Here is a 15,136-nt window from a genome sequence, read left to right as displayed (position 1 = left end):
CGTCTTGTGATGAACACAAATGGGAATTTAACTAGGACAGGAACAATTCTCATAACCTATAGGTCCAAATCGGCCGATTCGTTAAGCATTTCACAGGCGTTTATTATCAATAGGTCAGTGCCTTTTCTTTTGTTTTCATGATGGTTTCACCTATTCATGGTCATTGTAATTACATAAGTTAAAAGTGGAGGTGATTGCGGAATGGCGTCGTCATTTTTTGATAAGGATCCTGCGGAAGAGTTCTTCTCGAAACCAAAAGAACACACTTATTGTAAAAAAGATGTTTATACGAATTGCCATAAAAATCGATGCACGACTTGTTTCAACGGTTGTGATGAAACATATATTGAGTTTGTTGAATCTGCTGCTCATATTGAGCACGCATTAGCAACAGCAATTAGTGATACCAGTTTTCAAGTGAAAATGAGACGTGAAAATCCTGAGAAGCTTATAGAACTGATAAGAGTTGCAACAAAAAAAGAATTAATCTTACAACTGCTCATGGAAGAGGTTCGAAGGGGTTGTTAAGCTGCTTTGATCGTTTACTTGCTCTTGCTTTTTGAAACAGGACAGCTCTCCTTGCCAATACGACGCGAAAATTAAAAGATACCCGCGCGATGCACCATCGGTTCGCACAGGTATCTTTTTTATTGACTAGAATCCATTCATAAGAATCTTATCCAAAAAAACTGGGCAAAACCATCCTTATCTTGCATTAAATGCGCTTCGATTTCTCGCCTGCCAGGGCGTCTCGCATCTTCGCTGCATAAGCAAAAATCGTTCTACTTTCTGACCGAAAAAAACAACAGCCGGTGCTATCGTTTGAGTACCAAGTGCAGATAAACAGTCTAAGTTTTCTTGGCGCCACTTCCTGCTCCTTTTCCGGGTATCCAATAAATGAAAATCGTCGACTTCATGTCCAACACATACGGTCTAATGAACTAGAATTATGATCGTTTTGAACACGAAGCTAGGAGTAAAAAAGGCTCTATGTACCTATAAACAAAAAAATCCTTTCGACGATATTTGACATGTTAAAAAAATATTTTTATCGGGGGCGTATTATGCATACGGATGGTAAATGTTTTAAATTAATACTTACTCTTGCATTAGTGCTTACTTTTACAGTTGTTGCACTCCCGCTCGGGGTGCCGCATGCTTTAGCTTCTTCGTCATTTAGTGACAACTTCGAAAGTGGAGCAAGCAAATGGGCAGCAACTCTCGGAACCTGGGGCACTGCGACAGATGCAACACAACCATCAGGGGATACAACGGTTTATACACAAACAGGCACAAGTACGGAAGGACGTTCTTCTGCGGGTAGTCAGTCCTGGACAGACTACAGCGTCGAGGCAAAAGTAAAGGTCGGCAATTTTAATTCGAACAGAGTCATGATTGCCGGAAGATTTAAGGATGCGAATAATTACTATGCCGCTTCCTTATACAGAGGCAATGCATTAGAAATCAGGAAAAAGATTAATGGTTCAGCTTCAACATTGATAAGTAAAAATTATACCTTTGAGACAAATAAATGGTATACCATCAAACTTGAATTTTCAGGTTCAACGATTAATGTTTATGTTAACGGCACACTTCAGCTGACAGCGACAGACAGCAGCTTGACCTCCGGTGCCATTGGCTTGGTGGCGAAAGCAATAGCCGAGTTTGACGATATTGTTGTCTCAGACAATGTGTCCGATTCGTCATCGAGCTCTCCTACGACACCGCCTGCTTCACCATCTGATCCGGCGCCGGATCCATCATCGGGTTCATCAACACCGGACGCAAATGCGGCCTACTATGTATCGCCGTTAGGTAGCGATTCAAATGACGGAACAATTGATGCACCATTTGCAACGATTTCAAAGGCGGTTTCAGTAGCTTCACCGGGAACGACCATTTATGTCCGAGGGGGTACATACCATCTGTCATCCGTGATCGATCTTAGCAGTAGCGGTTCATCGGAAAAATCAATCAACATCTTCGCCTATAACAATGAGAAGCCGATACTTGACTTCTCTGGCGAAGGCTCAGGTACCAGTACTTTTGGCATTAGAATCACCGGAGATTATTGGCATCTAAAAGGTTTGGAAGTTGAACACGCAGCCGGTAAGGGGATTAGAATCTACGGTAGCCACAATACTGTGGAGAATTCTGTTATTCACAATAACAATGATAGTGGATTGTATATTGGCTTGAATAAAAATGTTTCAAATGATGGCAGTAAAGCCGCTTATAATAAAATAATCAATTGCGACTCCTATCTTAACTACGATAAAGGTGGTTCCACGGGAGACGGGGGAAACGCTGATGGATTTTCCTGCAAATTGAATCCTGGTAATGGGAATTACTTCTATGGCGACCGCGCATGGGAAAATTCCGATGACGGTTGGGATTTGTACATGGCCCAGTATCCGGTGACCATTGACCATTGCTACACATGGCATAATGGAGATGAAAAAAGTTTTAATTATTCCGGAAGTAACTGGGCCGGTAATGGTAGCGGATTTAAGCTTGGCGGCGGCACCAGTTATGGTCAACATGTCGTAACGAATTGCGTTTCCTTTGATAATAAATATGGTGTAAACAGTAATCATAAGGCTTTTGATCAGAATGGTTCATCCGGTGCTCTTGGTGGAGTTAAACTATACAACTGTCTGGCCTTTGATTCTGATTGGGGCTTTTATTTTGCTGTTGCGCCCACGCAAGGCGGACCACATACCTTTATAAATAACGTCAGCTTTGATGAAGTGAAAGGTGACGCGAAATTATACAGTGGAGCAGTACAGAAAAACGACAGTTGGAATCTGCCTGTGACAGCAAACAGCGCAGATTTTGAAAGCATTGCAACAGCCGATGCCAAAGCGCCAAGAAATGCCGACGGCAGCCTGCCGGAAAATAATTTTGCACGATTGACCTCGGGTAGTGACCTGATTGATAAAGGTGTGGATGTCGGTATCCCCTATCTTGGTTCCGCACCGGATCTAGGCGCATATGAGAAGCAATAAGTTCACGCATTAAAATAATGCCGCTTCTCTAAACAGTATTTGCGGTACACGAATAATTATTGAGAATCAGGACAAATCACTAAATTACTATCAACTTTAATCAAATAGCTGATCTCTATGAGGATGTCTCAGAATTGTGTTCGTCAATATTGAGGCATCCTCTTTTATTATTTATAGACTTTAGTACGTTTTGCATACATAGCATGCGAAACACCCACCCTTCGCTTTTGGGGTTTGGCTAGTGAAAGGTGGTTTTGATTGTTGTCTTGCTGCTCTCATTAATAAGGCCTTCAAATTGCAAAAGCTACGCACTACGCTCGAGATGTGATTTACAAACAAAAAACAACAGCCGGTCCTTCATCAGGAACCGGCCGGTGCTATAGTTTGAGTTCTCCGAGCCTCAGCAGTTCGACAACCGCCTGGGAGCGTCCTTTCACACCAAGTTTTTGCATGGTGTTTGAAATATGGTTACGAACGGTTTTTTCACTAATGAAGAGTTCTTTGGCTATGTCTCGCGTCGTCTTGTCTTGGACAAGCAGTTCGAAAACTTCTCTTTCCCTCTTCGTCAGCAAAGGTTTTGGACGGTGATATTCTTCCTTCAAAATTCCCCCTCCTTGCTCAGCAGAAGAGCGGGCGGGGAAGGCTTTTAGTCATTAACATTTTATGAAAACAAGGACGATGCGTGCGAAGATTGATGATTTTACGCAAGTGCCCGTAAACCTTTTTGAATTCTACTCATAATTGCATTTGAGGAAGCATTTTATTGATGAGGATGAGCCATTTGCTCTGGTTTCACAAAGGCGTCAAATTCTTCTCCACTGAGTATGCCAAGTGCAATGGCTGCTTCACGAAGGCTTGTCCCCTCTTTATGTGCATACTTTGAAATTTTCGCTGCCTTTTCATAGCCGATTTTCGGATTCAAGGCGGTCACAAGCATCAGTGAATGGTGAAGAAAATAATCGATTTTTTCCCGGTTAACCTGAATTCCTGTTGCACAGTGGATAGTGAACGAGTGCATCACATCGGTTAACAACTTCACGGATTGCAGGAAGTTATAACCGATCACCGGTTTGAACACATTTAACTCGAAATTTCCTTGGCTTGCTGCAAAACCAATCGCTGCATCATTGCCCATCACTTGAACAGCGACCATCGTTACGGCTTCGGCTTGAGTTGGATTCACTTTGCCCGGCATGATCGAACTTCCCGGTTCATTTGCCGGAATTTCCAATTCACCCAACCCACACCGTGGACCACTGGCAAGCCAGCGCACATCGTTGGCAATTTTCATCAGGTTTGCAGCGAGTGCTTTCAATGCACCATGTGCCGCAACGATTGCATCATGGCTCGTGAGCGCATGGAATTTGTTCTCTGAGGAATAGAAAGACTTGCCGGTAATCGTACTTATTTCTCTGGCAGTCAGCGCACCAAATTCAGCCGGAGCATTTAATCCGGTACCGACCGCAGTTCCACCTATGGCCAAACTTTGCAAGTGGCTCAATGTACGTTCAATCAATGCCTTCGATTCTTTCAGCATAAATGCCCAACCACTGATTTCTTGGCCGACGGTTAATGGGACTGCATCTTGTAAATGCGTGCGTCCAATTTTCACAACATCGCTGAATTCTTCTGCTTTGTTATTCAACGTTTCGCTTAGCGCATCAAGCGCTGGAAATAATTGATCAACTGTAGCTTGGACCGCTGCAATATGGAGAGCGGTTGGAAAAGTATCATTTGAACTCTGCGCTTTATTCACATCATCATTCGGGTGTACGCGCGCTTCACAACCGCATTCGGAGAGTAATTGATTTGCGCGATGCGCGAGCACTTCATTCATGTTCATATTCGATTGTGTACCACTTCCTGTCTGCCAGACAACGAGTGGAAATTCATTATCCCATTTTCCTGCAATCACTTCATCAGCTGCCCGTACTATGGCCTCAGCTTTATCTGAATTCAAGATTGCTAATTTTTGATTTGCGATAGCCGCGCTCTTTTTCAGAATAGCAAAGGCATGAACAATTTCAGTTGGCATCTGTTCCCAGCCAATTTTAAAATTGTCTTTGCTCCTCTGCGTTTGTGCACCCCATAACCGATCTGATGGGACTTTAACTTCACCAAGTGTGTCATTTTCTATTCTGAAATCCATTCCATTCATCCCTTCTAATAACCTATATCTAGTTTTACATACAATTTCCGTTTTGTGAATCATCATCGTTGTGTTAAAATTCCGTCTCTCGATAATATGAACGGATAACTTCTTCCAAAGACACAATTATGAAAAAAAATTGTGATCATAGTGTAACGGGAAAAAGACAGTTATAATAGTTGTTGGAGGGATCGAAGATGACGCGAAACGAAAACTGCCCGCAACCGGAACACTACGGTGATGCTACCGTTCCTGCTTTCGGTTATGAACTCATAAGAAATGTACTTATTCCCGAGTTACTCGGAAAAGAAACAGCTTCAATCCTTTATTGGTCGGGACGCAAGCTGGCACGCCAATACCCGCTTAATAACGAGCAGGAGATTATCACTTTTTTTGAACGCGCAGGATGGGGTACTCTTGAACAGGTAAGTAAGTCAAAAAATACTATGACGTTCGAATGTACTTCACCGCTCGTTGAGTCACGAATCAAAGATTACCCGGATTCAGGAAGTTTTTCGCTTGAGGCTGGGTTTATCGCTGAACAGATTCAGCATCAAAACGGCTATGTTGCAGAAACCTATATGGAAATGAAGACCGGCCGACAGAAAAAAGTGATCTTTCTCATTAAATGGGACGTTAAAGATTCGGTTTCAACAGGAGTCTGAATTTTTCCCTTAAGAATCGTTCATAAAGGAATTGTCTGATGCAGAAAACTACCCCAAAGGAGTTGTCCTTTGGGGTAGTTTTCATAAGATAAACCACATTATTAGAGATAACGTTCATCAACTTATGTTGCCTGAATTACAAACTTACCGATTCTTCTTCTGCCAGATGGAACGTTTCATGAAGCGTATCAAGAGCTACGTTTAATTTGTGTTCATCAATGATCGTTGATACCTTGATTTCTGATGTACTTATCATTTTTACCTTTACGCCTTGTTCAGCGAGCGCATGGAACATCTGTGCAGCGACGCCTGGATTGGAAGCCATGCCCGAACCGACAATGGACACCTTTGCAAGTTCCGATTCGAAGATCATTTCATGATACTCAAGATCATTCTTCTGTGTACGAAGCACATCAAGGGTTTCGTTCAGAACCTCTTGATCAACTGTAAAGGAAAGGCTTGTTCTCGCTTCATCAAGTACATTCTGGACAATGACGTCGATATTAATATGTTTCGCTGCAATGGCATCAAACACCCTTGAAACGGCAACCACATTATTCGGAAGTCCGAGCAACGTCACCTTCGTCACATTTTTCTCAAAAGCGAGTCCTCTGACCGATTTTGTCTTCTCCATCGAAACTTCCTCCTTAATTACGGTACCCTCTTCATCTGAAAAAGAGGAGCACACCACCAACTCAAGATGACTATTCTTCGCATACTCTACCGCACGAGGGTGTAGAACGCCTGCACCAAGATAAGCCATTTCAAGCATTTCATCATAACTGATTTCCTTCAGTTTTCTTGCCTTGTTCACATAGCGCGGATCGGTCGTAAAGACACCGGTCACATCCGTATAGATTTCGCAACGCTCTGCGCCGTATGCGGCCGCAAGTGCAACAGCGGAAGTATCCGAACCGCCTCTCCCTAGCGTCGTGATTGCGCCTTCCTCAGTCACACCTTGGAAACCTGCGACTATGGCAATACCGCCATTTTTTAAGTGTGGACGGATTATTGAGGTGTCAATCGATGCGATCCGTGCACTTTCGTGAACTGCTTCCGTTCTGATTCCAGCCTGCCAGCCGGTAAAGGATTGTGCATCATAACCACGTTCAATCAGGACCATAGAGAGCAAAGCAATCGTCACCTGTTCGCCCGTCGATAAGAGCACATCCATTTCTCGCTTGGACGGTCTGTCGGAAATCTCGTCAGCCATCGAGACAAGTGCATCGGTTGTTTTGCCCATGGCAGAAACCACAACAATGACTTGGTTCCCGGCTTCTTTCTTTTTAATAATTCGATCCGCTACCTTCTGCAACCGTTCAACAGACGCTACTGATGTCCCGCCAAACTTCATTACTGTTAATGCCACCTGTACTCGCTCCTTTAAACTATGACCGGCATATTCTTGCTACGCTCTTTCCGGATCCTCTAAGATTCGATCATGTTCGAAAAGTCCGTCAAATAATCGCAAACGACTTTCGTAATCTTTGGGATCTTCTTTGATAAGTGCGTGCTCCTTATGTTTCATTCTCTGCAGTGACAAAAAGAACAGCGAGAGATCCCCGCTGTTGAACAGTCAATCTTTTTCAACATGCTGAGATAGTTCTCCACACTTGTACAAGTGTGACAGCTCTGCATTTATTCAATGCAGATCCAGTCCGGAAATGAGATGAACCATTTCCAGCTTCGGCAGGATTCCCTTTCAGCCGCGGTCAGTGAAGTTCACCCTTCTCGCGCGGTCTACTCATGAAGACTGCTCCTCTATCACTTCAGATATTTGAAAAATTAAGTTATGGAAATTATAACAAACCTAATCCATGGAAACAATACCTTTTTATTGTGAGTTGTCCAAATAGTTTCTGATTGATTCCGCAACTTTCTCAGGAAGTCCGGCATTCAGTAATTCTTCACTGCTCGCTTCGCGAATCTTTTTGACCGAACCAAATTTAGTGAGCAGTAGCTGTTTCCGCTGTTTGCCAATTCCAGGAATGTCATCCAAGACAGAGTGGATCATTGATTTGGCCCGCACCTGTCTATGGAAAGTAATCGCAAAACGGTGCACCTCATCCTGAATACGCTGAAGTAAATAAAAAGCTTGGCTATTTCTTGTGAGCGGCACAATTTGAGCAGGTTCACCAATAACAAGCTGAGCGGTTCGGTGTTTATCGTCTTTCACCAGCCCACATACCGGTACATAAAGACCAAATTCATTCTCGAGAACATCAATTGCTGCAGAAAGCTGTCCCTTACCTCCATCGATCAGAATAAGATCCGGAAGTGGTTTGCCTTCCTTTAGGACACGCGCATAGCGTCTTCGCACGACCTCACGCATCGTCGCATAATCATCCGGCCCATTGACTGTCTTTACACGATACTTGCGGTATTCACTCTTTTTTGGCCGACCATCTTCAAAAACAACCATCGCTGATACAGGGTCCGCCCCCTGAATATTTGAGTTATCGAAGGTCTCAATACGACGCGGCGCCGGCATATCCAACGCTTCGCCAAGCTGTTCAACGGCACCAACTGTTCTTTTTTCATCACGTTCAATCAGCGCAAATTTTTCTTTTAGTGCGATACCCGCATTTTTCACAGCCATTTCAACGAGGTCTCTTTTTCGTCCACGCTGCGGCTGAAGCACCTCGGTCTCCAGCATCTGCTCGATAAGGTTACGATCAACGGACTGAGGAATCAGTACTTCTTTAGGTTTTATATGATTCTGATGACTGTAAAATTGACCAATAAAGGTCAGAAAATCCTCTTCAGGTTCCTGATAAAAGGGAAACATCGATACTTTTCGCTCAATCAACTTGCCTTGACGCATAAAGAAGACTTGCACACACATCCAGCCCTTGTCATAGGCATAGCCAAAAACATCACGATTATCCAGGTCATTAAAAATAATTTTCTGTTTCTCCATAATGGTCTCAATACTGCTAATCTGATCCCGTAATTCTTTCGCCTTCTCAAAATTAAGCTGATCCGATGCGTCAAGCATTTCCTGATGAAGTCTTTTTTTCACATCCTGATAGCCACCATTTAGAAAACGTGTGATCTCTTCAGCCATATCGTTATATGTTTTTTGGGGAATTTCATTCACACAAGGTGCAAGACATTGGCCAATATGATAGTACAAGCAGACTCGATTAGGGAGCGTTCGACATTTGCGTAACGGATACAAATGATCAAGTAACCGTTTCGTTTCATTCGCAGCAGTGACGTTCGGGTAAGGTCCGAAGTATTTGCCACTCTTTCGATTCACTTTGCGCGTGATGATTAAGCGCGGATATTTCTCCGACGTCAACTTAATGTACGGATAACTTTTGTCATCCTTTAGCATGATATTGTATCTAGGGTCATATTTTTTAATCAAGTTAATTTCAAGCAGAAGTGATTCAATTTCTGATGAAACAACAATATATTCAAAGTCTGCAATATCCGCAACCAACCGTTGTGTCTTCGCATCATGTGATCCACTGAAATAGGAGTGGACGCGATTGAACAGATTCTTTGCTTTGCCCACATAGATAATTTCACCTTGGGCATTTTTCATCTGATAGCATCCGGGTTGCTTTGGAAGCAAGCTTAATTTCTCTTTAATGTTCTGACTTACCATCAATGATCATCCTTTAAAATCAATACAGTTTCCAAACGCTCCTGTTGCACTTACCTTACCTATTATCATCGAGGATTAAGAAACATTCAACTGTTGGAAACATGGAGGTATCGCTAATGAGAAAAACTTGGCAAAAATATCAGTCTATACTTAGCATCGTTTATGCTCCGATTGCTCGCTTGCCGCGGGCGCACCGCGAGCCTCCTCGAACAAGCAATTGCCTGCGGGGTCTCGCTGGTCCGCTGATCCCGCTGGCGTCTCACATCTTCGCTTATTTATAAATTTTTTCTTTTTGTACAATAGAAAAACCGGGACAACATGCGCGCTGCGCAATGCGTCCCGGTTGAGGAAAACAGTTCAATTAGCCGATGTGTTGCTTAATGCGTTCAGCCAATGCTTCTTTAGGCTGAAAGCCAACAACTTTATCGACAACTTCGCCGTCTTTGAACAAGAACATCGTTGGGATACTCATAACGCCGAATTTGCTGGCTGTTGCTTGATTTTCATCAACGTCCAACTTCACAATTTTAAGATTATCCGCTAATTCAGAATCCACTTCTTCAAGAACCGGTGCCATCATTTTGCATGGTCCACACCAAGTTGCCCAGAAATCAGCAAGTACAAGTCCTTTTGACGTTTCATCCGTAAAGTTTGCATCATTTACTTGACTAATAGCCATTACCAAAAAACCTCCTCAAAAAGTTCAAAATGCTCTATGTCACAAAGTATAGCATCTCCACTCAATAGATGCCATTATTCAGCTCGAAACAATTGACTAGTTAAACTCCACGACAGTTACACCACTGCCGCCTTCTCCTTGTGCACCCAAACGGGATGCTTTTACACGTGGATGTCGATCAATTAATTGAGTCACGCCTTTACGCAACGCCCCTGTGCCTTTGCCATGAATGATGGAAACGCGCGGGTATCCGGCAAGCATCGCTTCATCAAGATACTTTTCAACTTTAAGCATCGCATCTTCATAGCGTTCTCCGCGAAGATCAAGTTCAGGCTTAACGGTACGCGCTGATGTGCGCACATTCACAACCGGTCGTACTTTCTTCTCTTCTTTTATTTTCTTCAGATCGTTCGCTTTGACATTCATCTTCAGAATCCCGGCTTGTACCAAATATTCCTGATCACTGATTTTATTCACGATATAGCCATCCTGGCCGAAACTGATAATTTTTACATTATCGCCGGGCTTAAAGCCGGTTGCCACTTTCTTTTGTGGCTGAATTTTTTTACCTGAATCGTTCTGTTCCAGAGCATCTAACGCATGAGCGAGTTTCGTTTTCGCATCGATCAGCTGGTGGTCTTTGACTTCACCATTATTCTTATAATGACGCAGCTCCTCAATGATCTCCTCAGCTTCACGTCTTGCCTCTTTCAGTGCATGTTCAGCTTTTTCTCGTGCCTTCTTCAATATGTCTTCCTTGTCATGTTCCAGCTCGCGCAATTTCTTAGAGAGATCGGCCTCTTTTGCTTCAACTTCGAGTTTCAGCTTACGTGCTTTTTCCTCTTCCAGTTCAGCCGTTTTTCGATTCTTCTCCAAAGAGGCAATCATTTTATCGACCTGATTGGTTTCCGTGCTGATTTGAAGACGGGCACCATCAATAATGTCTGCGGGTAATCCCAACTTTCTTGAAATCTCAAATGCGTTACTTCGACCAGGGACACCAAGGAGCAAACGGTACGTTGGACTCAAGGTTTCGACATTGAATTCAACACTCGCATTCATCACACCTGTGCGTTCATAGGCATAGGCCTTTAGTTCACTATAGTGGGTGGTGCAGACGATCGTGGCGCCTTTCCCATATACCGCATCGAGAATGGCCATGGATAATGCCGCACCTTCCTGAGGGTCGGTACCTGCACCAAGTTCGTCAAAGAGTACAAGGCTACTAAAATCAACATCCTTTAAAATCTCAACGATGTTCGTCATATGCGATGAAAAGGTACTGAGGCTTTGTTCAATCGATTGTTCATCACCAATGTCTGCGAACACTTCACGAAAAACACTGGCTTCCGAACCTTCATCTACCGGAAGTTGCAGGCCGGACTGTGCCATTAGTGTCAACAAACCAATGGTCTTCAAGGATACCGTTTTCCCGCCTGTATTCGGTCCTGTGATGATCAAAGCATGCGTTTGTTCATCGAAAATAACGTCAATCGGAACAACACGTGCGCGATCGATAAGTGGATGGCGTGCTTTTTTCAATTGAATAATGCCTTGATCATTCAATTTTGGACGAGTGGCTTTCATTTGATGTGCATAACTTGCCTTCGCAAAAATAAAATCAAGCTGAGCAAGAGACTCCACATCCTGAAGCATTACATCTGCAAATTCTGCAGTTTCCTCGGATAGGACACGCAGAATACGTTCAATTTCATGCCGTTCTTTCGCTCTTGCCTCACTCAACTGATTATTCAAGTCGACAATTGCCTGTGGTTCAATAAATAACGTTGCACCGGATGCTGATTGATCATGCACAATACCGCCGAATGATGCACGATATTCCTGTTTGACCGGCACCACTTGGCGATCATTACGGATCGTAATGATCGCTTCAGAGAGCATCTTCGCGGTCCCACTTGATCGGACAATACTTTCCAGTTTCTGCTTTACCCTACTGTCACATGTCCGAATTTGACTGCGAATATGACGGAGTGCAGGACTCGCAGAATCCATAACCCCGCCTTGATCATCGATGGCGCTGCGAATTTTACGTTCTAAGCCTCCGGGAGGATCAATCGTATCGACGCGTTCGATCAAAATAGGCAGATCCAGTTCTCGATCATGAACGAGATCGAGAATAAAATTTTTCATTAATCGGGAACCACGGATTGTATCTGCAATATCAATCAGTTCCTTCGCCTGAAGCATCCCGCCGATCTTAGAGCGTTTCAACGGTGGACGGATATCGGTAATCCCTCCGAAGGGAACCGAACCCTTGAGTCGAAGCACCGTAGCGCCTTCATCAGTTTCCTCCTGCCAACGTTTCACCTCATCAAGATCTCCAGATGGGACAAGCGTTTCAATCCTACTTTTCCCTAACGAGGATGCTGTATAATGCATGACCTGTTGTTTTATTTTTCCATATTCGAGTATTCTTAAAGCGTGTTCGTTCAATCATCACATCTCCCTCTATTTGAGGATGCCTTCTTTATTCGGTTAAACTGGTTTTTTTTGCTGTAAAAAGTGTTTCAGTTGATCAATGGGCCATGTATTGAGGACGTTCTCCGGCTTGATTCCGGCACGGATCGCTGTCTCTACACCGAGCTTCATATCCTCCATCATCTTCAAAGAATGACTGTCTGTATCAATGGCAATCTTCACCCCGGCCTCTTGCACTTTTCCTAGCCACTTCGACGATAGATCAAGACGGAAGCGGCTTGCATTCAATTCAAGAGCCGTGCCGGTCTCAGCGGCAAGCGCAATCAATGCTTCAACATCCACGGCATAGCCTCGACGTTTTCCTAACATCCGACCCGTGGGATGAGCAATTAGTCGCACATAAGGATTTCGACAAGCATTTTCCAAACGTTTCATGATTTGCTTCTTGTCTTGGGAAAAAGAGGAATGGATGGATGCAATCACGAAGTCCAATTGTCTAAGTATGTCATCCGGATAATCCAATCGTCCATCCGGTAGAATATCCATTTCTACTCCGGAAAAAAGCGTAAAGTCCTTATTACTTTCATTTATGCTTGATACTTCATTAATTTGTTTCTCCAAACGCTCAATCGATAAGCCGTTTGCGACCCGTAACGAGCGAGAATGATCGGTCAGGCAGGCATATCTATACCCACGCGCGCGCATCGCCTCTACCATCTCTTCGATCGTATGTGCCCCGTCACTCCAAGTGGAGTGCATATGTAGGTCGCCTTTAATATTGGAAAGGGAAATTAGAGGCAAGGGGCCTATTTTCGCACGATCTAATTCATCTCGACCTGCACGTGCCTGAGGAGGAATAAAATTTAAGCCAAAATAACGATAAACTTCTGCCTCGTTCTGAAATACTTTGGTTGTCCCGTCTTCCTTCTCGATCCCATATTCACTGATCTTTTCATTGCGCTCCTTTGCAAGACGTCGAAGAAGGACGTTATGTTCCTTCGAACCGGTGAAATGGAGCAGCATCGATGCAAAAGTTTCCGCTGTTGCAAAACGAAAATCAACCGACACTTGATTGTGATCATCCAGCAGGACGGTCATTTTCGCCTCGCCTTGCCCAATGATCTCATGAATCGGTAACTTCTGGAGCAAATCCTCAGCTGCTTGTTTCGGGTCTGATGTCTCAACAACAAAATCAAGGTCTTTCATTGTTTCTTTTGCTCGGCGTAAACTACCGGCACGCGAGAATCGATGCACATGGTCACAAGATTGAAGTGCCCGTTCTATTTGTTCCGCAAGATCAAGCATGTAGGGAATTGGCAGGACACTCGGACGATGCTGTTGCTCTTTCAATGCCTCAAGGAGATTTCCCTCCGTTTTCGCACCAAATCCTGAGAGTTGGCTGACCTTGCCTTGTTCGCATGCTTCCTGCAGTGAAGACTGATCAGTAATGCCCAGTTCTCTATACAGTTTTCCAATCTTTTTTCCACCAAGACCTGGAAGGTTGCGCAACGGTAAGAGTCCGGAAGGGATCTCCTTAACAAGGTCCTGCAATACTGTTGATTTCCCACTTGTCACTAAATCCGTAATCACTTGGGCGGTTGAACGACCAATTCCTTTTAGTTCACTTAAATTTTCAATTTCGTCCATTGATCTCGGATCATTCTCCAGAGCGAGGCCTGCACGATGGTAAGCTGCTATTTTAAACGGGTTTTCACCTTTTATTTCCAAATATAAGGCAATCAAATCAAGATGTTCAATAATTTGTTTCTTATTCATTCAAAGTCACCTTTTCAGAACGCATAACATCAGATAAATATATTTTCGTTTAAATAAACCAACCAGCAAATGCGACCCACATGTCCTTGAACATCTTCGAAAATACCGGGGTATGTGCAATCATTGATTGGGCAAGCGATGATTGGTGAATGGCTGATTGAATTTCACCTACCGGCGTTAACGAACCGGCAAACAGCAAGAAGAACACGATGAGATACACTTCAATAAAACCAAACAATCCACCACTTAAATGGTTCACAGATCTCACGATTGGTAACTCTGCAAGAAAATTAAGCATCGATCCAAAGATATTCAAAATGATCTTAACGGCTAGAAACAGGATCACAAATGCAATTGCCCGATAATACGCAGTCTGGAGATCCATGTTCCCTAGAAATTGGAACATATCACTTTGTTGCGCAGAAGTCGGGAACGGAATCCAAAATTTCAAAGTTCCTGCAAGAGGTTTGACATACATCATTGCGATAATATAAGCCACAACAAACCCTGCCAGATGCACAAGTTGTAAGATTAAACCGCGCCTGAATCCCATAAAAAAACCGGAGACAAGAATGACAAGGAGTATCAAGTTCAAGAGCATAAGATCTATCCCAACTTTCGTAATTAGCATCATAAGAAGTACTACCGATCACAGAAGAAAAGGTACCTTTAGTAAGATTCGGCAAATGGTGCCGCTTTTTGCTTTTATCATATCAGAAACTTGAGAGTATGAAAAATAAAGTTATCAATTTATCAGAAGAACTGGGCAAAACGCCCAGTTCTTATTTTGATTCAATTCCGCTT

11 protein-coding genes and 1 riboswitch are annotated in these 15,136 nt (G+C 43.5%); of the genes, 3 read left to right on the top strand and 8 right to left on the bottom strand.

Annotated features, from left to right (window positions below):
- Nucleotides 1–201 precede the first annotated feature (201 nt).
- Both NIE32_RS07625 and NIE32_RS07620 read left to right on the top strand, forming a co-directional pair.
- Nucleotides 202–528 (top strand): hypothetical protein, encoded by a 327-nt coding sequence (locus tag NIE32_RS07625; RefSeq protein ID WP_253054463.1) that lies wholly within the window; start codon nt 202–204, stop codon nt 526–528.
- A gap of 536 nt (nt 529–1,064) precedes the next feature.
- On the top strand, nt 1,065–3,008 hold the full coding sequence (locus NIE32_RS07620; protein WP_253054461.1) for a right-handed parallel beta-helix repeat-containing protein: 1,944 nt from the start codon (nt 1,065–1,067) through the stop codon (nt 3,006–3,008).
- 377 nt (nt 3,009–3,385) lie between these two features.
- On the opposite strand, the gene NIE32_RS07615 is transcribed toward NIE32_RS07620, so the two are convergent.
- Both NIE32_RS07615 and fumC read right to left on the bottom strand, forming a co-directional pair.
- The gene (locus tag NIE32_RS07615; protein WP_010026148.1) at nt 3,386–3,610 is read right to left on the bottom strand and encodes a helix-turn-helix domain-containing protein; all 225 of its coding nucleotides are present in this window, start codon (nt 3,608–3,610) and stop codon (nt 3,386–3,388) included.
- 158 nt (nt 3,611–3,768) lie between these two features.
- Nucleotides 3,769–5,157: a class II fumarate hydratase gene (fumC, locus tag NIE32_RS07610; protein WP_253054459.1), complete on the bottom strand. Its 1,389-nt coding sequence runs from the start codon at nt 5,155–5,157 to the stop codon at nt 3,769–3,771.
- Nucleotides 5,158–5,354: 197 nt separating this feature from the next.
- Between fumC and NIE32_RS07605 the strand changes: the two genes are divergently transcribed.
- Nucleotides 5,355–5,822, top strand: a complete 468-nt coding sequence (locus tag NIE32_RS07605; RefSeq protein ID WP_253054457.1) for a YslB family protein — start codon at nt 5,355–5,357, stop codon at nt 5,820–5,822.
- Between the two features lie 136 nt (nt 5,823–5,958).
- Here the strand turns inward: NIE32_RS07605 and NIE32_RS07600 are convergent, their stop codons facing one another.
- The 6 genes from NIE32_RS07600 to NIE32_RS07575 all read right to left on the bottom strand — a co-directional run bounded on the left by NIE32_RS07600 (nt 5,959) and on the right by NIE32_RS07575 (nt 14,933).
- Nucleotides 5,959–7,191, bottom strand: a complete 1,233-nt coding sequence (locus NIE32_RS07600) for an aspartate kinase (protein ID WP_253054455.1) — start codon at nt 7,189–7,191, stop codon at nt 5,959–5,961.
- A 223-nt stretch (nt 7,192–7,414) separates the two neighbouring features.
- Nucleotides 7,415–7,594: riboswitch (Lysine riboswitch) on the bottom strand.
- Nucleotides 7,595–7,656: 62 nt separating this feature from the next.
- Entirely contained in the window at nt 7,657–9,438 is a 1,782-nt protein-coding gene (gene uvrC / locus NIE32_RS07595) for an excinuclease ABC subunit UvrC (protein WP_253054452.1), read from the bottom strand.
- 361 nt (nt 9,439–9,799) lie between these two features.
- Nucleotides 9,800–10,117 carry a thioredoxin gene (gene trxA / locus NIE32_RS07590; protein ID WP_253054450.1) on the bottom strand — a complete coding sequence of 106 codons (318 nt, stop codon included), beginning with the start codon at nt 10,115–10,117 and terminating at the stop codon, nt 9,800–9,802.
- 96 nt (nt 10,118–10,213) lie between these two features.
- Nucleotides 10,214–12,571 carry an endonuclease MutS2 gene (locus tag NIE32_RS07585; RefSeq protein WP_253054448.1) on the bottom strand — a complete coding sequence of 786 codons (2,358 nt, stop codon included), beginning with the start codon at nt 12,569–12,571 and terminating at the stop codon, nt 10,214–10,216.
- 42 nt (nt 12,572–12,613) lie between these two features.
- Nucleotides 12,614–14,332, bottom strand: coding sequence for a DNA polymerase/3'-5' exonuclease PolX (gene polX / locus NIE32_RS07580; protein WP_253054446.1), 1,719 nt, complete (start codon nt 14,330–14,332; stop codon nt 12,614–12,616).
- Between the two features lie 49 nt (nt 14,333–14,381).
- Entirely contained in the window at nt 14,382–14,933 is a 552-nt protein-coding gene (locus NIE32_RS07575) for a CvpA family protein (protein ID WP_253054444.1), read from the bottom strand.
- Between the last annotated feature and the right edge of the window lie 203 nt (nt 14,934–15,136).

The sequence above is a fragment of the Sporolactobacillus kofuensis genome, assembly GCF_024125425.1.
Taxonomy (GTDB): Bacteria; Bacillota; Bacilli; order Bacillales; family Sporolactobacillaceae; genus Sporolactobacillus; species Sporolactobacillus kofuensis.
The sequence above is the reverse complement of the archived record's forward strand: the minus strand, read 5'-3'. Positions and strand labels throughout refer to the sequence as shown.